Consider the following 23,310-nt stretch of genomic DNA (forward strand, 5'->3'; position numbering starts at 1 on the left):
TGCGTCTGCCCCTCTGTATGTCCGCTGGCTGGAGTCTGCGGTCCCCAGGCTAACGCGGCGGGCAGGGACGCTTCGCGTTCCTGTGCTCCGTGCCTACTGCGCGGCGGTGACCGGCGCGTCCATGAGGATCGTGCGGCGCGGGTTCGCGGTCTGGGTCGGCAGCTCGACGGCGTGCTCCGGGGCCAGGGGCGCCTGCAGCTCCTCGGCGTCCTTGAGGTGGGCGAGGGTGGTGCGGCGGGGGTTGGCTATGTTGCGGAACAGCGGCCGCGTGGTCTTCGCGTTCATCGGAGTTTCGGACCCTCGGTCTGTCGTGTGGGCGTCGGTTGTCGCATGCGCCAACCCTTCAAGAGGCAAGGCTAAACATCTGAATCCCCCGCAGAACCGGGAAGTAATGGCCACAGCTGTGTGAGTTTGCTCACCCGTGACCAGGCATTACCGGCATAACGGACAGTCAATTCCACTCCCAGAAACGGACATTGCGCCACTGAATGCGCCATTCCGCTCCTGATCATCTCGACTGGGACACCTCGCCAACAGCGCTGTTTGGTCGGCGTAAGTCCGGTTCATCCCGAAAGAGGGAGTACATCGCGTAGCCCTCCTGTCACCAGCCGTCACCGACTCTCCGGGCCGACACCCGCACCTTGTTGGAGATCCTCCACTGTGCTGGAATTCGCGGGACCGCCGCGGGAATCAGCCGGCGCGCAGGTGGCGCGACTCAGCGCCGAGCGCGGTGGCAAGGAGAGGGAGACGCGCCGGTCACCGACGACCACCATGGGGCCGTCAGTGCCCCACGACTCGACACCGTCCCACCGGTCGCCCGGCGGGACGCCTGGTCCAGAGGTTGCGACGCTAGTGCAGGGACGATTCAAGAGGGATGGCAAGGGGTCTCCCCAGGCCCGCCAGGGCCGTGGGGAAGCTGCGGCGGAGCAGGAGCCGCGCGGCGGGACCGACCGTGGCGCCTCGCCCCAGCACGCCCAGAACCGCGGGCCGGCTGTCGCAGGAGCACGCCCCGACGCCTCCGCCTCGGTGAAGGCGAAGGGCCGCGGGAAGTCCGGCAAGGACAGGGCCAAGGCGAAGGACAGCGGGCCCGCCCCACAGGACGTGGCGATACCCAAGGCCCCCAGCGGGCCCGGCTCTCGCCTCGCCATGCAGAACTGGCGCATCAGCACGCGACTGGTGTCGCTGCTGACCCTGCCGGTCGTCGCCGCCACCACGCTCGGTGGCTTCCGCATCAACGACTCGCTCAATGACATCTCCCAGCTGGAGCACATGCAGCTGCTGACGACGATGACCCGGCAGGCCACCAACCTGGCCGCCGCGCTCCAGGAGGAGCGGGACAAGTCCGCCGGTCCGCTGTCGGTGACCCCGGGCAAGTCCAACAGCATCGTCGACGGCGTCCGCGAGACGACCGACTCCGCGGCCAAGGCGTTCAACGCCGCGACCGACAAGGTCGACAGCGCGCAGGACAAGGACGAGACCCTCAAGTCGATCCGCAACAACATCCTGCAGATCGGCCGCCAGCTCACCGGTATCGACGACATCCGCAAGAAGGCGTACGTCAACGGCGCCCAGCAGACCGTCACCGAGTACAACGCCCTGATCGTCTCGCTGCTCTCGCTCTCCCAGGACATGGCGCAGGCCACCTCCAGCCCGGAGATGATCAAGCGTACGCGCGCCCTGGCGGCCTTCTCCTCCGCCAAGGAGTACGCCTCCATCCAGCGTGCGATCATCGCCGCCTCCCTCCCCGACAGCAGTGAGCGGCAGGGCAAGCTGCTGGAGAACGACCGGCTCTTCGCCCTCTCCGCGCTCCGCGGCGAGAGCCAGTCGAAGAAGACCTTCGAACTCGTCTACCAGGGCAAGCCCGAGGAGCTCCTCGCCGCGCTCGGCGACGGCAACACGGAGATCGGCAGCGCCGACCACTACGCCCGCCGCGTCCTGAGCACCGAGGGCCAGTTCGCCAAGGAGAAGAACCGGTCCTGGATGGACTGGTACGACGCCGACGACACCAAGCTCCAGGCGATGAAGGTCATCGAGCTGACCCTGCTCGAGGACATGGAGCAGAAGGCCCGCGAGCTCAAGAACGAGTCGCAGCAGGACGCCATCATCAACGGTGCCCTGATCCTCCTCGTCCTCGGTGTCTCCCTCGTCGGCGCCTTCGTCATGGCCCGCTCGATGATCCGCTCGCTGCGCCGTCTGCAGGACACCGCGACGCGCGTGGCCCAGGACCGGCTCCCCGAGCTCGTCAAGCAGCTGTCCGAGTCCGACCCGCAGGACGTCGACACCTCCGTGGAGTCGGTCGGCGTGCACACCCGGGACGAGATCGGCCAGGTGGCGGCGGCCTTCGACGACGTGCACCGCGAGGCCGTCCGCCTCGCCGCCGAGCAGGCCCTCCTGCGAGGCAACGTCAACGCGATGTTCACCAACCTCTCGCGCCGCTCGCAGGGCCTCATCCAGCGCCAGCTCTCGCTCATCTCCGAGCTGGAGTCGCGCGAGGCCGACCCGGACCAGCTGTCCTCGCTCTTCAAGCTCGACCACCTCGCGACCCGCATGCGCCGTAACGGCGAAAACCTCCTCGTCCTCGCGGGCGAGGAGCCGGGCCGCCGGTGGACCCGCCCCGTCCCGCTCGTCGACGTGCTCCGCGCCGCGGCGTCCGAGGTGGAGCAGTACGAGCGCATCGAACTCTCCTCGGTGCCCGGCACCGACGTCGCCGGCCGCGTCGTCAACGACCTCGTGCACCTCCTCGCCGAGCTGCTGGAGAACGCCACCTCGTTCTCCTCCCCGCAGACCAAGGTCAAGGTCACCGGTCACGCGCTGCCCGACGGCCGCGTGCTCGTGGAGATCCACGACACCGGCATCGGCCTCTCCCCCGAGGACCTCGCCGCGATCAACGAGCGGCTCGCCTCGCCGCCGACCGTGGACGTCTCCGTCTCCCGCCGCATGGGCCTGTTCGTGGTCGGCCGCCTGTCCCTGCGACACGGCATCCGGATCCAGCTGCGCCCCTCCGACTCGGGCGGTACGACCGCCCTCGTCATGCTGCCGGTGGACGTGGCCCAGGGCGGCAAGAAGCCGGGCGGCATGCCCGGCCAGGGCGGTCCCGGTGGCGGCCCCTCGGGCGGCCAGGGCGGTCCCGGCGGGCAGGCCTCCGTCCCCGGTGGCGGCGCGCGTCAGCCGGTGGGCGCCGCCCCGCAGCGCGGGCAGGTCGCCGGTGGCGGCCAGCGCACCGCGCTGCCCGCACGGGACGGCTCCGCCGCGGGTCAGCAGCGTCCGCAGGGCCAGCACAACCAGCAGGGCCTGCAGGGCGGCCGTCCCCAGCAGGGCGGCCCGGGTGCTCCCGGTGCCCGCCCGCAGCCGGGTCCGACCACCGCGGGCCAGGGCCAGGCCGCCTTCGGCGCCGGTGCACCGCTGCCGGGCCGTGGTCCCGCCGGCGGTCCGCAGGCCCGCCCGGCCTCCGGTCCCGGCGGGTTCCCCCAGGGCAACGGCTTCGAACGGCCGCAGCAGCAGCCGCAGGCCCAGCAGCCCCAGCAGCAGCCCGCCGCTGGGGCCCCGCGCGACTCCCGGCCCCAGCTGCCGCCGCGCGGCGGCGCCCCGCGCGCGGAGCTCCCGGCCCCGCAGACGACCAGCTGGGGTGCGGACCAGGCCCGTGGGCACGACGAGCTGTCGGGTCCCGGCTCGACGGCCGAGTTCGCCCGCCCCGACTTCAACGCGCCGCTGCCCCAGGCGGACGGCGGCAACAGCACCACCGGGCAGTTCGAGCGTCCTGACGTACGGGGCCCCCTGAGCCCGTCCCCCACCGGGCAGTTCGAGCGTCCGGAGCTGCGCGGCCCCGCGGACGCCTCCGCGACGGGGCAGTTCGCCCGCCCGGGCACCCAGGCCCCGCGGCCCGGCGGTCCCGGTGTCGGCGGCTTCGCCCGCCAGCCCCAGGGCCCGCAGCAGGCGCAGGCTCCGGCCCCGCAGCCCGGCGGCGGGTACGCACCCGCACCGCAGGCGCGTCCGGAGGCTCCGCGGCTGCAGCAGGCGCACCGTCCGGAGGCCCTGCCCCCGGCGCAGAGCTCCGGTGACGCCCGCAGCCCGATCTTCGACACACTGGAGTCGAACTGGTTCCGCGAGGAGGGGCAGCAGCCCCCCGCTCAGGGACCTGCCGTGCCCCAGCAGCCGCAGCAGTCCGCTCCGGCGGCTCAGGCTCCGCAGCAGCCGCAGCGCGGCCAGGAGTACGCGCCGGAGTCCGCGGCGGCGACCGGCGCCATGCCGACCGTCAGCTGGAAGTCCTCCCCCAACGACGAGCTGATGCGGCAGGCCGAGCGCGTGCGCCAGCCCGCTGCCGGCGGCATCACCACCTCGGGGCTGCCCCGCCGGGTCCCACGGGCGAACCTCGTGGCCGGCACCGCGCAGCAGCAGGCCGAGGCCCAGGCCGGTCCTCAGGTCTCGCGTGCACCCGACGACGTACGCGGCCGTCTGACCAACCTCCGACGCGGTATCCAGCAGGGTCGTCAGGCCGGCAACAACGGCCCGGCGACCGGCAGCTACCAGATCGACCCCACTTACCAGCAGGAGCGTTAGTTGAGTTCGATGAGCCAGGCGGCACAGAACCTGAACTGGTTGATCACCAACTTCGTGGACAACACCCCAGGGGTGTCCCACACCGTGGTGGTCTCCGCCGACGGACTCCTTCTGGCGATGTCCGAAGGTTTCCCCCGCGACCGCGCGGACCAGCTGGCGGCCGTGGCCTCCGGTCTGACCTCCCTGACGGCCGGAGCCTCCCGGATCTTCGAGGGCGGCGCCGTCAACCAGACCGTCGTCGAGATGGACCGGGGATTCCTCTTCCTCATGTCCGTCTCTGACGGATCCTCCCTGGCCGTACTGGCGCACCCCGAGTGCGACATCGGCCTCGTGGGCTACGAGATGGCCCTCCTGGTGGACCGAGCGGGCAGCGTCCTCACCCCGGACCTGCGCGCGGAGCTGCAGGGAAGCCTGCTCAGCTGACCGCCACTCTTCCGGCCGGACGGTACTTCCGGCCGGAAGACGGGGGCACCGCCCCCGGAACCAAGTACCCCCGCCAGGCCGTCATACCGTCCCCCCACCGGCCGCCCCGTCAGACGGCACGCTGACCACTGCTGTCCAGCCCGGAGGATCAATGACCCCGCCCCCCGCCTACCCCGATGCGTACGGAGATTCGTACTCGGACGGCGATCAGCCGCTGGTGCGTCCGTACGCGATGACCGGCGGCCGGACCCGGCCCCGCTACCAGCTCGCCATCGAGGCGCTGGTCAGCACCACGGCCGATCCGATGCACCTGTCCGGCCTCCTCCCGGAGCACCAGCGCATCTGCACCCTGTGCCGGGAGGTCAAGTCGGTCGCGGAGGTCTCCGCACTGCTGTCGATGCCGCTCGGTGTCGCCCGGATCCTCGTCGCCGACCTGGCGGAGGCCGGAATGGTGGCCATCCACCAGCCGGGCAATGGAGAGGCCGGCGGCACGCCGGATGTAACGCTGCTCGAAAGGGTGCTCAGTGGCCTTCGGAACATCTAGCGGTGGAGCGGCTCGCTCCACCACCTCCGCGAAGATCGTGGTGGCGGGCGGCTTCGGCGTGGGCAAGACCACGTTCGTCGGCGCGGTCTCCGAGATCAACCCGCTGCGGACCGAAGCCGTCATGACCAGCGCCTCCGCGGGGATCGACGACCTCACCCACACCGGTGACAAGACGACCACCACGGTCGCCATGGACTTCGGCCGCATCACCCTGGACCAGGACCTGATCCTGTACCTCTTCGGTACGCCGGGCCAGGACCGCTTCTGGTTCATGTGGGACGACCTCGTCCGCGGCGCCATCGGTGCGATCGTCCTCGTCGACACGCGCCGTCTCGCCGACTGCTTCCCCGCCGTCGACTACTTCGAGAACAGCGGCCTGCCGTTCGTCGTGGCGCTCAACGGGTTCGAGGGGCACCAGCCGTACACCCCGGAGGAGGTCCGCGAGGCCTTGCAGATCGGTCCGGGAGCTCCCATCATCACCACCGACGCCCGCCACCGCGCGGACGCCAAGAGCGCGCTCATCACGCTCGTCGAGCACGCCCTGATGGCACGGCTCAAGTAGCACGGTTTCAACTGCCGCGCGTGAGGGGCGGGCTGTGTCATGCGACACGGCCCGCCCCTCTCGTTCATAACGTTTCGACAGAGAATTGCAGCCAGGTGGACACAGGGTGCGTTCGGTTGGTGCCGCTACGCTCACAACTCCCCCCATTTTTGCCGTAGGACGCTCTTTATGTCCGATTTATGTGGGGCATAAGGCGCTGGGAATGGCCGTTTTCAACTGTTTGGAACACGGCCGTTAACCGTGCTGGAATTCAACGAACTAGCTAGTAGCACCGCCGAGAGGTTGTTGGTCGAGTGAGGCGAAGCAACACGAGCCCCGCGGATGAACCCGCGCGCGGCAACTTCACCCCGCCGCCGCGAGCGGCCGCGTCGTCCGTCGACGTGCCCGCGGACCCACCGGCGCGCAACGGGAGCACCAGCAGGTTCTCGCCCCGCAACTGGCGCGTGCCGACCCGTCTGAACGCCATCCTGCTCGTGCCCGCCCTCGTCGGGCTGGTCATGGGCGGCTTCCAGGTGAAGGGCTCCATAGACACCTGGAACGAGGCCAAGGATGCCGAGAAGATAGCCGGGGTCGTCCAGGCCGCCTCCGAGTACAGCCAGGCGCTGCTCAACGAGCGCGACCTCACCGCTGAGCCGCTGCTGAACGGCGACACCAAGAACGAGGCCGTCTCCAAGGCGTACGGAGCGACCAACTCGGCCAAGGTGAAGTTCGACAAGGCCGTCCAGCACATGCCCAAGGCACAGGGCCTGGAGCGCCGCCTCGAACTCTTCCGCGCGGACGAGCCCAAGCTGGAGCAGGTCCGCAAGACCGCCTACCAGGCTCCGCTCGAGACCGCCAAGAAGAACCTCCCCTCCGCGGCGGGCCCCATCCCGACCGAAGAGGGCTACGTGCTGGTCCAGCACTACCTCATGCAGTTCGCCAACGAGCTCGGCCTCGGCACCGGCAACGTCACCTCCTACGGCCGCATGGTCTACGCGATCCAGCTGGCCAAGGCGGCGAACTCGCTCCAGCGCTCCGTCGGCACCCACCTGCTGGTGCGCCCGAGCGCGGACGAGAACATCCGCAAGTCCCAGCTCATCGCCTTCTCCTCCTACGCCTACCTCGAGGAAATCGCCATCGGCGAGTACGTCGCGGCGGGCACCGAGGAGGACGTGAACCGCCTCAAGGAGGTCATGGGCAAGAAGGCGCAGGACGGCGCGGTCAAGATCACCGAGGCCAAGACGAAGGCGGAGCAGGCCGGTGTCCGCTTCGTGCCCCCGCCCACGCACGTCGGCAACTCCCCGCTCGCCAGCATGACCGACATGATCGCCAGCGGCGACAACAAGGCCAAGCTCGCCGCGGGCGGCACCACGCCCCTCAACTGGCAGGCCGCCGCCACCGCCAAGTTCGACGGCTACGACGAGGTCGAGAAGGAACTCCTCGACAAGGCCGTCAAGGACGCCATCGCGGTCTCCGACGAGGCCCGCAACGACGCCATCACCAACGGCGCCATCGTCGTCGTGGCCCTGCTCGCCGCCTTCATCCTGGCCGGCATGATGGCGCGCCAGATGAGCCGCGCCATGTCCCACCTGCGCACCGCCGCCTTCGAGGTCGCCGAACAGCGCCTGCCGGCGCTCGTCGACCAGCTCTCGCGCACCGACCCCGGCAAGGTCGACACCCGGGTCGTGCCGATCCCCATCAACTCCCAGGACGAGATCGGCGAGGTCGCCCGCGCCTTCGACCAGGTCCACCAGGAAGCGGTACGGCTCGCCGCCGAGCAGGCGCTCCTGCGGGGGAACGTCAACGCGATCTTCACGAACCTCTCCATGCGCAACCAGTCGCTGATCGAGGGCCAGCTGACCCTCATCACCGACCTGGAGAACAACGAGGCCGACCCGGACCAGCTGGAGAACCTCTTCCGCCTGGACCACCTGGCCACCCGCATGCGCCGCAACGGCGAGAACCTCCTCATCCTCGCGGGTGAGGAGCCGGGCCGCCGCTGGGACCAGCCGGTGCCCCTCGTCGACGTCCTGCGCGCCGCCTCCTCCGAGGTGGAGCAGTACGAGCGCATCGAGCTCTCGGGCGTCTCCGAGGCCGAGATCCACGGCCAGGCCGTGACCGACCTCGTGCACCTGCTCGCCGAGCTGCTGGAGAACGCCACCACGTTCTCCTCCCCGCAGACCAAGGTCCGCGTCACCGCCACGCGTCTGCCCGACGGCCGCGTGATGGTCGAGATCCACGACAAGGGCATCGGCCTCACCGCCGAGGACTTCGCGGATATCAACCACAAGCTGGCCAACCCGCCGACCGTGGATGCCGCGATCTCGCAGCGCATGGGTCTGTTCGTGGTCGGCCGGCTGGCGGACCGCCACAGCATCCGCGTCCAGCTGCGCCCCTCGGGCGAGGCGGCCGGCACCACGTCGCTGGTCATGCTCCCCGACGCCATCACCCACGGTGGCGGTGGCGAGGGCATACCCGACGACGACTTCACGGTCTCCTCGATCATCCCGGAGCAGAAGGCCCAGCAGGCCGCTCCGTTGCGCACGGCCGCCGAGCTCGGCTTCGACGACTCCCGGTACGACCAGCAGGGCCCCGAGGGCCGCGATCTCGACCCGGTCGGCCGGTCCCTCCTCGCCGAGGAGCGGCGGGCCGCGCTGAAGGCCCAGGTCTCCTTCCCGCAGGAGCCGCAGCCGTACGCGGACCCCGCCGGCCCGGACTATCCGGAACCTCAGCCTGAGCACGGCTACCAGCCGTACCAGGGCTACGAGCAGCAGCCCGAGCAGGGCTACGACGCTCCGTACGAGGCTGCCGGCGACTTCGGGACGCAGCAGGGCTACGAGGAGTACCAGCAGCAGGGCTACGCCTATCCGGAAGCCGGCTACCAGGACCAGCAGCAGGGCGCCGCGAGCTACGACGACGGCTACGAGGCCCAGTCGAAGCAGGCCGAGTGGCCTGGGCAGAACACCTACCCGGGCGGCTACCAGCAGGATTACGGGACCGAATCGGAATCCCAGGCCGGTCCCGAACAGGCCACGGAACGCGTAGGCTTCGACCGTCCGGGTGCCGCTGCCGACACCGGCCACGCGATCACCGGGGCGGGCCTGCCGCGTCGCGGGAGCCAGCAGCAGTGGCAGCCGGCGCAGCAGGAAGCGGAGTCCACCGGATCCCTCTTCGAGCAGCGGCCGCAGCGTCAGCAGCAGCCCGCCGCGGCGGAGCAGGAGCCGGAGAGCACGGAAGGCACGGCGGCCTGGCGTTCGCGCAACGACGAGCGCTGGCAGCAGGCCGGGAAACTCCGTGAGCCGAAGGCGGGCGGGGTCACCCCGTCCGGTCTCCCTCGGCGGGTGCCCAAGGCCAACCTGGTCGAAGGCACCGCGGAGTCGACCCCGCAGGGGGGCCCTCAGGTCTCCCGCGCCCCGGAGGACGTCCGCGGCAGGTTGAGCAACCTGCGGCGGGGTGTCCAGCAGGGACGCAACGCGGGTTCCGAGCAGTCAAGTAACAGCTATGACCAGGAGCGTTAGTGTGAGCCCGATGAGCCAGGCGGCACAGAACCTGAACTGGTTGATCACCAACTTCGTGGACAACACCCCAGGGGTGTCCCACACCGTGGTGGTCTCCGCCGACGGACTCCTTCTGGCGATGTCCGACGGGTTCCCGCGCGACCGCGCCGATCAGCTGGCGGCCGTGGCCTCCGGTCTGACCTCGCTGACCGCCGGAGCCTCCCGGATCTTCGAGGGCGGCGCCGTCAACCAGACCGTGGTGGAGATGGACCGGGGATTCCTCTTCCTCATGTCCGTCTCCGACGGATCCTCGCTCGCGGTGCTCGCGCACCCCGAGTGCGACATCGGCCTCGTAGGCTATGAGATGGCCCTCCTGGTGGACCGAGCGGGCAGCGTCCTCACCCCGGACCTGCGTGCAGAGCTGCAGGGAAGTCTTCTCAACTAGCAGACAGGCAGTGCGTTTCGCGTCATCGCACCATAGGGTGCGGTGGCGCGGTTCCACAGGGAGTACTGCGTACTTGGAGTCGGAGGAGGAAACGTGACAACACCCGGAGGACATCCTTATGGCGGCGCGCAGCAGCCGCAGGGTGGGCACGACCAGAACCGCTTCAACTTCCCCTCCTCCCCCAGCCGGCCCGTGCCGGAGCACAACCCCTACCAGCAGCAGCCGTACGGTCAGCCCCAGCAGCCCCAGCAGCCCCAGATGCCTCCGCAGCAGCCTCCGCGCGCCACGCGGCAGCAGGCTCCCAAGGCGCACAACCCGCTGGTGCGTCCGTACGCGATGACCGGCGGCCGTACTCGGCCGCGCTACCAGCTCGCCATCGAGGCGCTGGTCAGTACCACGGCCGATCCTGCGCGGCTGCAAGGGCAGTTGCCCGAGCACCAGCGCATCTGCCGCCTGTGCCAGGAGATCAAATCCGTCGCGGAGATCTCGGCACTTCTCTCCATTCCTCTTGGTGTCGCCCGTATCCTCGTCGCCGACCTGGCGGAGGCGGGCCTTGTCGCCATTCACCAGCCCGGCGGCGACGAGTCTGCCGGCGGCCAGCCAGATGTGACACTGCTCGAAAGGGTGCTCAGTGGACTTCGCAAGCTCTAACGGCGGAGCGGCTCGCTCCACCACCTCCGCGAAGATCGTGGTGGCGGGCGGCTTCGGCGTGGGCAAGACCACGTTCGTCGGCGCGGTCTCCGAGATCAACCCGCTGCGCACCGAAGCCGTCATGACCAGCGCCTCCGCCGGCATCGACGACCTCACCCACACCGGTGACAAGACGACCACCACGGTCGCCATGGACTTCGGCCGCATCACCCTGGACCAGGACCTGATCCTGTACCTCTTCGGTACGCCGGGCCAGGACCGCTTCTGGTTCATGTGGGACGACCTCGTCCGCGGCGCCATCGGCGCCGTCGTCCTGGTCGACACGCGCCGTCTCGCCGACTGCTTCCCCGCCGTCGACTACTTCGAGAACAGCGGCCTGCCGTTCGTCATCGCCCTCAACGGCTTCGACGGGCATCAGCCGTACACCCCGGAGGAAGTCCGCGAGGCCCTGCAGATCGGCCCGGACGCCCCCATCATCACCACCGACGCCCGCCACCGCGCGGACGCCAAGAGCGCGCTCATCACGCTCGTCGAGCACGCCCTGATGGCGCGCCTGCGGTAGGACCGCGCCCCAGCCCTGCGAGGCCCCCGTGTCGTCCGGCGCGGGGGCCTTCGCCGTACGGGCACCCCGGCGCACCGGCGCCGCGCCGTACGGGCGGGCCGCCGCCGCCGCCAACGCGTAAGGCCCCGCACCCTGGACGGGTGCGGGGCCTTGCGTCGTGCTCGGGGACTCAGCCCTGCCAGCTGTGCGGGGCGCGGAAGCCCGGGGTGCGCTCCAGGCGGCGCCAGCCGGCCTGGGACCGGGGGACGCGGACCTCGGCCTCCGGCGTGGCGGCGGCGCGGGCGAGCAGGATCGCGGTGATCGCGGCCAGCTCTTCGGGCTCGGCGTTGCCCTTTTCGACGCGCAGCAGGGTGTCGGTGGCGTTGCTCATGGGGTGGCAGGTCTCCTTCGCGGTCACTGCGGCGGGTTGCCGTGCTTGCGGGACGGCAGATCGGCGTGCTTGTTGCGGAGCATCGCGAGGGCGCTGATGAGGACCTCGCGGGTCTCGGCGGGGTCGATGACGTCGTCGACGAGGCCGCGCTCGGCCGCGTAGTACGGGTGCATCAGTTCGGCCTTGTACTCCTTGACCATGCGCACCCGCATGGCTTCGGGGTCCTCGGCGTCCGCGATCTGCTTGCGGAAGATGACGTTGGCCGCACCTTCGGCGCCCATGACGGCGATCTCGTTGGTGGGCCAGGCGTAGGTGATGTCGGCGCCGATGGACTGGGAGTCCATGACGATGTACGCGCCGCCGTAGGCCTTGCGCAGGATCAGGGAGATCCGCGGGACGGTGGCGTTGCAGTACGCGTACAGGAGCTTGGCGCCGTGGCGGATGATGCCGCCGTGCTCCTGGTCGACGCCCGGCAGGAAGCCCGGCACGTCCAGGAGGGTGATGATCGGGATGTTGAAGGCGTCGCAGAGCTGGACGAAGCGCGCGGCCTTCTCCGAGGCGTGGATGTCCAGGACACCGGCGAGGTGGCCGGGCTGGTTCGCGACGATGCCGACGACCTGGCCGTTCATCCGGCCCAGGGCGCAGATGATGTTGCGGGCCCAGCGCTCGTGGATCTCCAGGACGTCGCCGTCGTCGACGAGCTCCTCGATGACCTTGAGCATGTCGTACGGCCGGTTGCCGTCGGCGGGCACCAGGTCCAGCAGGATCTCCGAGCGGCGGTCGGCCGGGTCGGCGGTGTCGTGGACCGGGGGGTTCTCACGGTTGTTGGAGGGCAGCATCGAGATGAGGTACCGGACCTCGGCGATGCAGGTCTCCTCGTCGTCGTACGCGAAGTGCGCGACGCCCGAGGTCTCGGCGTGCACGTCCGCCCCGCCGAGGCCGTTCTGGGTGATCTCCTCGCCGGTCACCGCGCGGACCACGTCCGGGCCGGTGATGAACATCTGCGAGGTGTCCCGGACCATGAACACGAAGTCCGTCAGCGCCGGGCTGTAGGCCGCACCGCCGGCGCAGGGGCCCAGCATGACCGAGATCTGCGGGATCACGCCCGAGGCCCTGGTGTTGCGCTGGAAGATCCCGCCGTATCCGGCCAGGGCCGAGACGCCCTCCTGGATACGGGCGCCCGCGCCGTCGTTGAGGGAGACCAGCGGGGCACCGGCCGCGATGGCCATGTCCATGATCTTGTGGATCTTCGTGGCGTGGGCCTCGCCCAGCGCACCGCCGAAGATCCGGAAGTCGTGTGCGTAGACGAAGACCGTGCGGCCCTCGACCGTGCCCCATCCGGTGATCACGCCGTCCGTGTAGGGCTTCTTCGACTCCAGGCCGAAGCCGGTCGCCCGGTGCCGGCGCAGCTGCTCGACCTCCTTGAAGGAACCCTCGTCGAGGAGGAGCGCGATGCGCTCGCGCGCCGTCAGCTTGCCCTTGGCGTGCTGGGTCTCGGTCGCCCGGTCACTGGGGCCGCGACGCGCCTGCTCGCGCAGGGAGTGCAGCTCGGCGACGCGCCCTCGGGCGTCCGTCGGCTCGCTCGGAGTCTGGTCCACAACGGTCATGTACCGACCTTACGAAGCCGTACATGAAAAACCTCCGTTGATTCCACACAGTCTCGGAAGTGTTCCGCTGTCCGGCCCGGACAGAACCGCCGTGCGATGCACCGACTCCGCCAGACGGGGCCATCACCCTTTGTCGGGTCCCCACAGATCGGCGCGACACACCGTCCAGAAGTTGAAATTTGAACGGAATGGGTCTAGCGTCAATCTCGTTGAAAGTTCAACGAACACACGCTACCGAGGAGGAAGCCATGGGTCTCTTCACCCGCCGGAGCCAGGAGTCGCAGGGCACGGACGGCGCCGCCGTCGCCACGCTCGAAGTCGACCCGGGACTCGCCGCACTGACCGGCGACTACGTCATCGACGCCGCCCACAGCAGCATCGGCTTCACGGTCCGCCACGCGATGGTGACCAACGTCCGCGGCTCCTTCGCCGACCATGAGGGCACCCTCCACCTGGACGGCAGCGACCCCTCGCGTTCGACGGCCGCCATCGACGTCAAGATCGCCTCCGTGGACACCGGCATCGCCGACCGCGACGGCCACCTGCGCAGCGGTGACTTCTTCGACGCCGAGGCCTTCCCCCTGATGAGCTTCCGCTCCACCGAGGCCGGCCGGCTCGGCGGCGACACGTACCGCATCACCGGCGACCTGACGATCAAGGACGTCACGCGCCCGCTCTCCATCGACCTGGAGTTCAACGGCTCCGCCACCGACGTGTACGGCAACGAGCGCGTGGGCTTCGAGGGCTCCGCCGAGATCCTGCGCTCCGACTGGGGCCTGACCTGGAACGCCGCCCTGGAGGCCGGCGGTGTGATGGTCAGTGACAAGGTGAAGCTGACCTTCGACATCTCGGCCGTCAAGCAGGCCTGAAGGCGCGGCGGCCGGGGCCGGCCACGGCCCGGGCCCCGGCCCCTCTAGAAACCGCCGCCCCCGTCGAAGCCGCCGCCGTCGAAACCTCCTCCGCCGCCCCCGAAGTCGGAGGGGTTGTAGTCGGCACCGGAGAAGTCCCCGCCCTCGTAGCCGGCGCCCCCGCCGGAGTCGGCGGCGTAGGCGGGACCGGACATCATCGAACCGAGCATCGTGCCCATGAGGAGGCCGGGCAGGATGCCTCCGCCGAAGTAGCCGCCGGCCCAGGGACCGTACGCCGGGCCGGCGTCGTAGTAGGGGCGCGGCCCGCGCTCCGTGTCGACCGTGCGCACCGCCGGGTCCCGCCCGTCGCGCAGGCGCACGGCGTCGGCCGTGCAGACGGGCACGGTGCGCGAGGCACCGCCCGCCGGGGCCCATGCGGCGTCCTCGGTGCTCGGCCCGTGGCGCGGGTCGAAGAAGCAGGGCGACCGGCGCTCGGGAAGGGGCTTGCCCCGGCGGCGCGCGTCGAGCCGGGCCAGGGCGAACCGTCCGTCCTCCAGCGCCTGGGTCACTCCCCTGACCTCTTCGGGGTGCTGCACCTCGGCCATGATCTGCTTGGCCTTCTCGTAGGAGTCGAGCCCCTGCTCGTAGTCCTTGCGCATGGCGTCGTCCGCGCCCGGCTCGCCGGGGTGGAAGTCGAGGCGGTCCAGTTCCTCGCCGAAGGCCGTGATGTCCTCGTCCACGACCACGCCGAGACGGGCCACGGCCTCGCGCCGGGCCTCTTCCTTCTTCCTGCGGTTGCGGCGCACCAGGGTGTACGCGCCGCCACCGCCGACCACGGCCACCGCGCCGAGGGCGACCAGGGCGCCGACGGGGGCCCCGGCGTCGCCGCCGGCCGTCCCCCAGGAAGCGGGTGCGCCGCCCTTGGCCTGGCTCAGGGCCTGGTCCACGAAGGTGTTGAGCTGGGTGCTCGCGTCCACCGGTCCGCCGGCCTTCACGGCGTCCGTCAGGTTGCGTACCGCGTTGGACGGCATGACGGCCGGGTCGGCGCCCGCGCTGAACCCGTCGCCGAGCCGGACCGCGTAGAGCCCGGTGATGCCCGTCTGGGCGCGCAGCGCGGACAGCAGTCCCTCGGCCGGGAACTCGCTGGTGGCGGGCAGCACGGCGACGAACACCGGCTTCCCGGCTGCCTTGATCTTCTGGGCGAGCGCGTCGGCGTCCGCCGGGGACAGTTGCGCCTCGGCGCGCGGGTCGACGTGGACGGGGCCCCTCTTGAGGGCCTCCGCCACGGCAGCCGGCCCGGTGGCGGCCGACGCCTGCGGGGCGGCCGCGAGGGCGGTCGCCGACAGGGCCAGCAGCAGACCGGACAGCAGGGATCCGAAGCGCACGGATATCAGCCTGGTCCTCATATCCATGACGCTACCCGAACCGGTACATTTCTGTGTGAGCTGGACATAAGGCAGCTCGGGCCGGGCTATTCGGCCGGTTCGACCCCGGCGTGGAGCAGGCCGTAGGTGAAGGCGTCCTCGAGGGCCTGCCAGGAGGCCGCGATGACATTGGGGGCCACGCCGACCGTGGACCACTCGCGGACCCCGTCGGTCGTGGAGACCAGTACGCGGGTCGTGGACTCCGTACCGTGCGTGCCCTCCAGGATGCGGACCTTGTAGTCGACCAGCTCGAACTTGGCCAGCTGCGGGTAGAACCGCTCCAGCGCCACCCTCAGGGCCCGGTCCAGCGCGTTGACCGGGCCGTTGCCCTCGGCCGTCGCGACGATGCGCTCGCCCTTGGCCCACAGCTTGACCGTGGCCTCGTTGGCGTGGGTGCCGTCCGGGCGGTCCTCGACGATGGCCCGCCAGGACTCGATGCGGAAGTACTTGCGCGCCCGGCCCTCGGCCTCGGCGCGCAGCAGCAGCTCGAAGGAGGCGTCGGCCGCCTCGTAGGTGTAGCCCTGGAGTTCGCGCTCCTTGACCCGCTCCACGACCCGGGAGATCAGCGCGCGGTCCCCGCCGAGGTCGACGCCGAGTTCCTGGCCCTTGAGCTCGATGGAGGCCCGGCCGGCCATGTCGGAGACCAGCATCCGCATGGTGTTGCCGACCCGTGCGGGGTCGATGTGCTGATAGAGGTCGGGGTCGACCTTGATCGCCGAGGCGTGCAGGCCCGCCTTGTGCGCGAAGGCGGAGACGCCGACGTACGGCTGGTGCGTGGAGGGGGTGAGGTTGACGACCTCGGCGATGGCGTGCGAGATCCGGGTCATCTCGGCGAGCGCCCCGTCGGGGAGGACCCTGCGGCCGTACTTGATCTCCAGGGCGGCGACCACGGGGAAGAGGTTGGCGTTGCCCACGCGCTCGCCGTAGCCGTTGGCGGTGCACTGGACGTGGGTCGCGCCCGCGTCGACGGCGGCCAGGGTGTTGGCGACGGCGCAGCCGGTGTCGTCCTGGGCGTGGATGCCCAGGCGGGCTCCGGTGTCGGCGAGGACCGTCGCCACCGTCGCCGACACCTGGGCGGGCAGCATGCCGCCGTTGGTGTCGCAGAGGATGACGACGTCGGCGCCGGCCTCGTAGGCGGTGCGGACGACGGACTTGGCGTACTCGGCGTTGGCCCGGTAGCCGTCGAAGAAGTGCTCGCAGTCGACGAAGACGCGGCGGCCGCGGCCCACCAGGTGGGAGACGGTGTCGCGGACCATCTCCAGGTTCTCCTCGAGCGTGGTGCGCAGCGCCAGCTCCACGTGGCGGTCGTGCGACTTGGCGACGAGGGTGATCACCGGGGCGCCCGACTCCAGCAGGGCCCGTACCTGCGGGTCCTCGGCGGCCGAACCGCCGGCGCGGCGGGTCGCGCCGAAGGCGACGAGCTGGGCGTTCTTGAAGGCGATCTCGGCCCGGGCACGGGCGAAGAACTCGGTGTCGCGGGGGTTGGCGCCGGGCCAGCCGCCCTCGATGAAACCCACTCCGAAGTCGTCCAGGTACCGGGCGATGGCCAGCTTGTCCGCGACCGTGAGGCTGATGCCCTCACGCTGGGCGCCGTCGCGCAGGGTGGTGTCGAAGACGTGGAAGCTGTCGTCCAGGCCCCCTGAGCGCACAGTTGCCGCCTCTGGTGTCGTCGTCATGCTGATCTGACTCCTGTCGGATGAGTGGTTCCGGATACCCGGGGGATCCACTGCCCCCATCATCGCGCGCGTCCCTCCCGGCGGGGATGAGGCCGGGAAACGAAAAAACCTCTCGCGGGTGCGAGAGGTTTGCGCGCGGGTCTGGGGCACGGTGGCCGCTTGCCGCGAAGGTCTTCCACGGTTCAGCGGCCACTGAGGACCGGCGCGCTGCTGGCGATAATCATGAGCTGAGCAGGCACGCTGGCAGTGTGCCACAACGCCCGCGGGGCGCGGACACCGATCTCAGCATGCGGGCACCCCCTGCCCGCGGGTGCCCCGGGCCCCCTCGCAGGTGGCCGCCCGGGGGGTCAGCGGGTGTCCGGGGACAGGGTCTCGGTGAGGAACTCCCGGACGTGGGCCAGGATCTCCGTCCGGTCCAGCGTGGGCAGCCCCACCGCCAGCTGGATGCTGAACCCGTCGAGGAGGGCCCGGATGCGGGCCGCGACGCGGTCGGGGTCCACCGGGCGGAATTCGCCGCGGGAGACGCCCTCGGCGAGCAGCGCGACCAGGTCGCGGTGCCACGCTCCTTCGATGGCGGCCTGCCGGTCGCGTTCCTCGGGGCCGGCGTTCTGGGAGCGGTTCCAGACCTCCAGCCACAGCGTCCAGTGGGGGTCGCGGGGCTGCGTGGGCACGTACAGGTCGACGTACGCCTGCAGGCGCTCGCGCACCGGGCCGCGGCGCGCGAGCAGGGCCCGCCGCTCGGTGCCCAGCGCGGCCTCGCTCCACTCCAGGGTCTGCAGCAGGAGTTCGTCCTTGCTGCGGAAGTAGTAGAGGAGGTGGCCGCTGCTCATGCCGACCTCACGGCCCAGTCCGGCCATGGTCAGGCCTTCGAGGCCGCGCTCGGCGATCGTGGCCATGGCGGCGACGAGTACGTCCTCGCGCGGGGGCGCGTTCTTGCGCGCCGCCCGTACCGGTACTGCACCCGCCGCCATGGGCCACTCCTCGTCGGTCTGCCGCCGGTCCTGTCGGTCAGACCTTCGGCTGCTGCTGGGTGATGCAGTGGATACCGCCACCCCCGGCGAAAATCGTACGTGCGTCGACGAGGGTCACGGTCCGCTCGGGGAACAGACCGCGGAAGATCTCGGCCGCCTCCTCGTCGCGCGGGTCGTCGAAGGAGCACAGCACGACGCCGCCGTTGCACAGGTAGTGGTTGATGTAGGAGTAGTCCACCCACTCCCCGTCCTCCTCCAGCACGGTGGGCGCCGGGATCTCGACGACCTCCAGCCGGCGGCCCCGGGCGTCGGTGGAGGCGCGCAGGATGGCGGCGATCGTCTTGCAGCGCTCGTGGTCCGGGTGGGCCGGGTCGGGCTGGGTGTGCACCATCACGACGCCGGGGCGGGCGAAGGCGGCGACGATGTCGACGTGTCCCTGCGTGCCGTAGGTGCCGTAGTCGCCGGCCAGGCCGTACGGGAGCCAGATGGCCTTGGTGGTGCCGAGGTGGGCGTGGATCTCGGCTTCGACCTGCTGGCGGGTCCAGCCGGGGTTGCGGCCCTCGCCGAGCTGCACGGTGTCGGTGAGCAGGACGGTGCCCTCGCCGTCGACGTGGATGGCGCCGCCCTCGTTGACCAGCTCGGTGCTGTAGGTGCGGGTGCCGACCACGTCCGAGACGTGCCGGGCGATCTTCGCGTCGTGGTCCCAGCGGGCCCACTCCTGGGCTCCCCAGCCGTTGAAGGTCCAGTCGACGGCCGCGAGCTCGCCCGCCTCGCTGGTCACGAAGGTCGGGCCGATGTCGCGCATCCAGGCGTCGTCGAGTTCCTGCTCGACCAGCTGCACGTCGTCGCCGACGATCGCGCGGGCGCTCTCGGCGTCACCGGGCGAGACCACGAGGGTCACGGGCTCGTACGCGCGCACCGCGCGGGCCACCGCGCCCCAGGCCTCGCGGGCCTCGGCGAGCTCCTGCGCGGTGGTGAAGGTGGGGTTGGGGCGGGGCCAGGCCATCCAGGTGCGCTCGTGGGGCGTCCACTCGGCGGGCATCCGGAATCCGTTGTGCACGGGCTTTGCGGTCATGGCAGGGGGGGTCCTTACGGGCTGTGCTGACTTACAGGAAGTACAGGCGGTTGAGGGAGACCGATTCGGCGGCTTCGGAGCGCAGCGGCTCTCCGTCGAGGGAGACGAGGCCGCTGCGCGCGTCCACGTCGACCGCGCCCACCCGGGAGTTGAGGAGCAGGTTCCCGGGGCCGATGCCGCGGGTGCCGCGGACGGCGACCCGGCGCCTGCGCGTGGGCATCCCGTCGCTGCCGAGGGCCGCGGCGGCGGCCGAGACGAAGGCGACGGAGATGTCGGCGGCGGTGGCCCCGTACGCACCGAACTGCGGTCCGAGGACCAGCGGTTCGCAGGTGTCGGTGGCCGCGTTGGGGTCGCCGGTGACCCCGTACGCCGGGAAGCCGGACTTGAGGACCAGCTGCGGCTTGGCGCCGAAGAACTGGGGGCGCCACAGCACGATGTCGGCGAGCTTGCCGACCTCGATGGAGCCGATCTCGTGGGCCAGGCCGTGGGCGATGGCGGGGTTGATGGTCAGCTTGGCCATGTAGCGCAGGACGCGGGCGTTGTCGTCGCCCTCGCCGTCGCCTTCCAGCGGGCCCAGCTCGCCCTTCATCTTGGCGGCCATGGCGAAGGTGCGGCGGATGGTCTCGCCCGCGCGGCCCATGCCCTGGGCGTCGGAGGAGGTGATGCCGATGGCGCCCAGGTCGTGCAGGACGTCCTCGGCCCCCATGGTGCCCGCCCGGATCCGGTCGCGGGCCATCGCGGCGTCGCCCGGGAGGTCCGGCTTGAGGTCGTGGACGGAGACGATCATGCCGTAGTGCTCGGCGACCGCGTCCCGGCCGAAGGGCAGGGTGGGGTTGGTGGAGGAGCCGATGACGTTCGGCACGCCCGCCATCTTGAGCACGTTCGGTACGTGTCCGCCGCCGCAGCCCTCGATGTGGAAGGCGTGGATGGTGCGGCCGTCCAGGACGCGCAGGGTGTCCTCGACGGAGAGGCACTCGTTGAGGCCGTCGCTGTGCAGGGCGACCTGGACGTCGTACTCCTCGGCCACCCGCAGGGCGGTGTCGAGGGCGCGGGTGTGGGCGCCCATGTCCTCGTGGACCTTGAAGCCCGAGGCCCCGCCCTCTGCGAGGGCCTCCACCAGCGGGGCGGCGTCCGAGGAGGAGCCGCGGGCGAGGAAGCCGATGTTGACGGGCCAGGCGTCGAAGGCGTTGAAGGCGTGTTTCAGCGCCCACGGGGAGTTGACGCCGACGCCCCAGACCGGACCGAACTCCTGCCCGATGACCGTGGTGACGCCCGCGGCGAGCGAGGCCTCCATGATCCGCGGCGAGAGCAGGTGGACGTGGGTGTCCACGGCTCCGGCGGTGGCGATCAGGCCCTCGCCGGAGACGATGGAGGTGCCCGTGCCGACCACGACGTCGACCCCGTCGAGGGTGTCGGGGTTGCCGGCCCGGCCGATGGCGTGGATGCGGCCCTCGCGGATGCCGACGGAGACCTTGCGGATGCCGAGGACCGCGTCGATGACGAGGACGTTGCTGATCACGACGTCGCAGGTCTCGCGGACGGCGGCGGCCTTCAGGTGCAGGCCGTCGCGGGCGGTCTTGCCGAAGCCGGCCAGGAACTCGTCGCCGGGCTTCTGCGCGTCGTGCTCGACCCGGACGGTGAGCCCGCAGTCGCCGAGCCGGACCCGGTCGCCGGCGCGAGGGCCGAAGACGGAGGCGTACTCGTGGGGGTCGATGTGCCGGCTGCCCGGCGCGCAGTGGTCGCTGTGCGGGGTCTTCTTGCTCACGCCTGCTCTCCGTCCGCGTGCTCGGTGGTTCCGGTGCCCAGGTAGCCGCATGCCGCCGCGCGGCGCAGGGCCTCCTCCTTGGCCCCGGGGGCGTCCAGGGGGCCGTCGACCAGGCCCGCGAAGCCGACGGCGATGCGGTCGCCGCCGATGGGGACCAGGCCGACCTCGCCCTCGCCGTGCGGGTCGAACCGTACGGACGAGCCCGCCGGGACGCACAGCCGCATCCCGTAGGCCGCGGCCCGGTCGAAGTCGAGGCGCGGGTTGGCCTCGAAGAAGTGGAAGTGGGAGGTGACGCTGACCGGCACGGCGGCGGTGTTGCGCACGCGCAGGTGCAGGACGGGCTCCGGCTGGGGGGCGCCTGGGCCGGGGAGGATCGCGCCCGGGGCGTCGTCGCCCAGGGAGGCGGCGCCCTGGACGGGGGACGAGACCACCGCGAGGCGGGACCCGTCGTCGAAGACGGCCTCCACGTGCACCTCGGTGACCACGTCGGCGACACCGGGCAGGACGTCGCCGGGGCCCAGCACGCTGCGGGCCTCCTCGATGGCCTCCGCGAGCCGCTTACCGTCGCGCGCGGCCTCGCAGACCGTGTCCGCGATCAGCGCGGTGGCCTCCGGGACGTTGAGCTTCAGGCCCCGGGCCCGCCGGGCCCTGGCAAGTTCCGCTGCGCTGCGGAGCAGCAGCCGGTCGCGCTCCGTAGGGGTCAGCCGCACGCCGATCCACCACCTCTTGAGTCGATGGGTTAGAGCATCACTCTAACTCTTCATTTCGTCCACGGGAATCATTGACCTGAGAGCAGGGCTTGAGTCACATTGAGTGTCGCTCAAAACCTCACCCATTTCCGGTGCCCCCGCCCCCTCGCCCCGCCAAGGGAGTCCCCCCATGCCCATCGAACAGCGCGGAGTCGACACCATCCCCGAGGAGGAGCGGACGAGCGGTCCCCGGGACCTCGTCGCGATCCTGCTCGGCTCCAACCTCTGTCTCGGCGTGATCGTCTTCGGCTGGCTCCCCCCGTCCTTCGGACTGGGCCTGTGGCCCTCGGTCACCGCCATCGTGACCGGCACCCTCGTCGGCATCGCCTTCACCGCGCCGCTGGCGCTGGTCTCGCTGCGCACCGGGACCAACCTCTCGACCTCCAGCGGGGCCCAGTTCGGCGTCCGCGGCCGCCTGGTCGGCTCGGTGGTCGGCCTGCTGCTCTCCCTCGGCTACACGGCACTGACCCTGTGGATCGGCGGGGACGTGATGGTCGGCGTGCTGTCCCGGCTCACCGGGCTCCCGGACACCGGGGTATCGCGCGCGGTGATGTACGGGGCCCTGGCCGCCTGCACCGTCGTCGCGGCCGTGTTCGGCTACCGGCTGCTGCTGCGCATGAGCAAGGTCCTGTCCGTCGGCATGCTGGTCCTGCTGGCCGCCGGCGTCTTCGCCTACGCCGGTGACTTCACCACCGCCGCCCCGCCGGAGACCCCGTACCTGCTCGGCTCGTTCTGGCCGACCTGGCTGCTCGCCGCCGTCGCCGCCGGACTCAGCGGCCCGGTCGCCTTCATCACCCTGCTGGGCGACTACACCCGCTACATCTCCCCGCGCCGGCACGGCTCCCGCAGGGTGCTGTGGGCCACCGGCCTCGGTCTGCTCGCGGGGCTGCTGGTGCCCCAGCTGTTCGGCACCTACACCGCGCTGGCCGCCCGGGCCGGGGCGGACTACGCCGGCCCGCTCGTCGAGGCCGCGCCGTTCTGGTACCTGGTGCCGCTGCTCGCCGCGGCCGCGGGCGGCTCCGTGGGCAACGCCGGGCTGATGCTGTACTCCATGGGCCTCGACCTCGACGCCATCGTGCCCCGGGCCACCCGGACCACCGCCACCCTGGTCGCCGCGGCCGTCGCCACCGCCTTCGTCTTCGTCGGTTCCTTCGAGTGGGACGTACAGGCCGCGATGACCTCGTTCGTCCTGCTGCTGACCGCCCTCGGCACCCCGTGGGCCGTGATCACCCTCATCGGCTACGCGCGCTGCCGCGGCCGCTACGACGCCGACGCCCTCCAGGTCTTCAACCGCCGCTCGGTGGGCGGGATCTACTGGTACCGGGGCGGCTGGAACCCGGCTGCCACCGCCTCCTGGGCGCTCGGCGCCGGGGTGGGCCTGCTCGCCGTGGCCACCCCCTTCTACCAGGGCCCGCTGCTCTCCCTCACCGGGGGCGTGGACTGCTCCTTCGTCCTGTCCGGGCTGGCGGGCGGGCTGGCCTACGCGGCCCTGACCGCGCGCAGCGCCGCGGCCCCCGCCCCCGCGGCGACGGCCGCCGAGGAGCCCGCCGCCGTCTAGGGCTCCCCGTACGTACGAAGGCCCGCGCCCCGGGGATCCCCCGGGCG

Annotated in this window: 19 protein-coding genes; 10 read left to right on the plus strand and 9 right to left on the minus strand. The window is 71.2% G+C overall.

Translation table 11 applies throughout. The features are described from left to right. Nucleotides 1-93: 93 nt before the first annotated feature. Nucleotides 94-285 carry a hypothetical protein gene (locus tag ACFWUZ_RS32560; protein WP_384381105.1) on the minus strand — a complete coding sequence of 64 codons (192 nt, stop codon included), beginning with the start codon at nt 283-285 and terminating at the stop codon, nt 94-96. A 567-nt stretch (nt 286-852) separates the two neighbouring features. Between ACFWUZ_RS32560 and ACFWUZ_RS32565 the strand changes: the two genes are divergently transcribed. The 8 genes from ACFWUZ_RS32565 to ACFWUZ_RS32600 all read left to right on the plus strand — a co-directional run bounded on the left by ACFWUZ_RS32565 (nt 853) and on the right by ACFWUZ_RS32600 (nt 11,220). Next, nucleotides 853-4,557: a nitrate- and nitrite sensing domain-containing protein gene (locus ACFWUZ_RS32565; protein ID WP_384381108.1), complete on the plus strand. Its 3,705-nt coding sequence runs from the start codon at nt 853-855 to the stop codon at nt 4,555-4,557. Nucleotides 4,558-4,566: 9 nt separating this feature from the next. Beyond that, the gene (locus ACFWUZ_RS32570) at nt 4,567-4,980 is read left to right on the plus strand and encodes a roadblock/LC7 domain-containing protein (protein WP_150212026.1); all 414 of its coding nucleotides are present in this window, start codon (nt 4,567-4,569) and stop codon (nt 4,978-4,980) included. A 151-nt stretch (nt 4,981-5,131) separates the two neighbouring features. Further along, entirely contained in the window at nt 5,132-5,524 is a 393-nt protein-coding gene (locus ACFWUZ_RS32575; RefSeq protein WP_266940920.1) for a DUF742 domain-containing protein, read from the plus strand. Beyond that, complete coding sequence (locus ACFWUZ_RS32580) at nt 5,505-6,086, plus strand: ATP/GTP-binding protein (RefSeq protein WP_031144253.1); 582 nt, start codon at nt 5,505-5,507, stop codon at nt 6,084-6,086. The genes ACFWUZ_RS32575 and ACFWUZ_RS32580 overlap by 20 nt, the downstream gene beginning before the upstream one ends. Nucleotides 6,087-6,379: 293 nt before the next feature. Beyond that, nucleotides 6,380-9,583 carry a nitrate- and nitrite sensing domain-containing protein gene (locus ACFWUZ_RS32585; RefSeq protein WP_384381110.1) on the plus strand — a complete coding sequence of 1,068 codons (3,204 nt, stop codon included), beginning with the start codon at nt 6,380-6,382 and terminating at the stop codon, nt 9,581-9,583. A gap of 10 nt (nt 9,584-9,593) precedes the next feature. Beyond that, complete coding sequence (locus ACFWUZ_RS32590; RefSeq protein ID WP_030037347.1) at nt 9,594-10,007, plus strand: roadblock/LC7 domain-containing protein; 414 nt, start codon at nt 9,594-9,596, stop codon at nt 10,005-10,007. Nucleotides 10,008-10,100: 93 nt separating this feature from the next. Then, nucleotides 10,101-10,658 (plus strand): DUF742 domain-containing protein, encoded by a 558-nt coding sequence (locus ACFWUZ_RS32595; protein ID WP_384381112.1) that lies wholly within the window; start codon nt 10,101-10,103, stop codon nt 10,656-10,658. Continuing rightward, nucleotides 10,639-11,220 (plus strand): ATP/GTP-binding protein, encoded by a 582-nt coding sequence (locus tag ACFWUZ_RS32600; RefSeq protein ID WP_037792108.1) that lies wholly within the window; start codon nt 10,639-10,641, stop codon nt 11,218-11,220. Before ACFWUZ_RS32595 ends, ACFWUZ_RS32600 begins: the two co-directional genes overlap by 20 nt. Before the next feature lie 169 nt (nt 11,221-11,389). On the opposite strand, the gene ACFWUZ_RS32605 is transcribed toward ACFWUZ_RS32600, so the two are convergent. Beyond that, nucleotides 11,390-11,590, minus strand: coding sequence for an acyl-CoA carboxylase subunit epsilon (locus ACFWUZ_RS32605; RefSeq protein ID WP_384381114.1), 201 nt, complete (start codon nt 11,588-11,590; stop codon nt 11,390-11,392). Nucleotides 11,591-11,613: 23 nt separating this feature from the next. Further along, nucleotides 11,614-13,197 carry an acyl-CoA carboxylase subunit beta gene (locus ACFWUZ_RS32610; RefSeq protein WP_384381116.1) on the minus strand — a complete coding sequence of 528 codons (1,584 nt, stop codon included), beginning with the start codon at nt 13,195-13,197 and terminating at the stop codon, nt 11,614-11,616. Nucleotides 13,198-13,445: 248 nt separating this feature from the next. Here ACFWUZ_RS32610 and ACFWUZ_RS32615 point away from each other — a divergent pair, with 248 nt between their 5' ends. Beyond that, nucleotides 13,446-14,066, plus strand: a complete 621-nt coding sequence (locus ACFWUZ_RS32615; RefSeq protein ID WP_384381118.1) for a YceI family protein — start codon at nt 13,446-13,448, stop codon at nt 14,064-14,066. 44 nt (nt 14,067-14,110) lie between these two features. Here the strand turns inward: ACFWUZ_RS32615 and ACFWUZ_RS32620 are convergent, their stop codons facing one another. The 6 genes from ACFWUZ_RS32620 to ureA form a co-directional block, all read right to left on the minus strand. After that, nucleotides 14,111-15,451 carry a hypothetical protein gene (locus ACFWUZ_RS32620; protein ID WP_384381120.1) on the minus strand — a complete coding sequence of 447 codons (1,341 nt, stop codon included), beginning with the start codon at nt 15,449-15,451 and terminating at the stop codon, nt 14,111-14,113. Between the two features lie 65 nt (nt 15,452-15,516). Continuing rightward, a complete protein-coding gene (gene cimA, locus ACFWUZ_RS32625; protein ID WP_384381122.1) occupies nt 15,517-17,145 on the minus strand; it encodes a citramalate synthase in 1,629 nt (542 codons plus the stop codon). Between the two features lie 347 nt (nt 17,146-17,492). Further along, a complete protein-coding gene (locus ACFWUZ_RS32630) occupies nt 17,493-18,116 on the minus strand; it encodes a TetR/AcrR family transcriptional regulator (RefSeq protein WP_384381124.1) in 624 nt (207 codons plus the stop codon). Nucleotides 18,117-18,153: 37 nt separating this feature from the next. Further along, the gene (locus tag ACFWUZ_RS32635) at nt 18,154-19,191 is read right to left on the minus strand and encodes an agmatine/peptidylarginine deiminase (protein WP_384381126.1); all 1,038 of its coding nucleotides are present in this window, start codon (nt 19,189-19,191) and stop codon (nt 18,154-18,156) included. A gap of 31 nt (nt 19,192-19,222) precedes the next feature. After that, nucleotides 19,223-20,905 (minus strand): urease subunit alpha, encoded by a 1,683-nt coding sequence (locus tag ACFWUZ_RS32640; protein ID WP_384381136.1) that lies wholly within the window; start codon nt 20,903-20,905, stop codon nt 19,223-19,225. A 47-nt stretch (nt 20,906-20,952) separates the two neighbouring features. Then, a complete protein-coding gene (ureA, locus tag ACFWUZ_RS32645; RefSeq protein ID WP_384381128.1) occupies nt 20,953-21,666 on the minus strand; it encodes an urease subunit gamma in 714 nt (237 codons plus the stop codon). A gap of 169 nt (nt 21,667-21,835) precedes the next feature. On the opposite strand from ureA, the gene ACFWUZ_RS32650 reads away from it, so the two are divergent. Continuing rightward, nucleotides 21,836-23,263 carry a cytosine permease gene (locus ACFWUZ_RS32650; protein WP_384381130.1) on the plus strand — a complete coding sequence of 476 codons (1,428 nt, stop codon included), beginning with the start codon at nt 21,836-21,838 and terminating at the stop codon, nt 23,261-23,263. The last annotated feature ends 47 nt before the right edge of the window (nt 23,264-23,310 follow it).

It is taken from the genome of Streptomyces sp. NPDC058646, from assembly GCF_042716875.1.
Classification (GTDB): Bacteria; Actinomycetota; Actinomycetes; order Streptomycetales; family Streptomycetaceae; genus Streptomyces.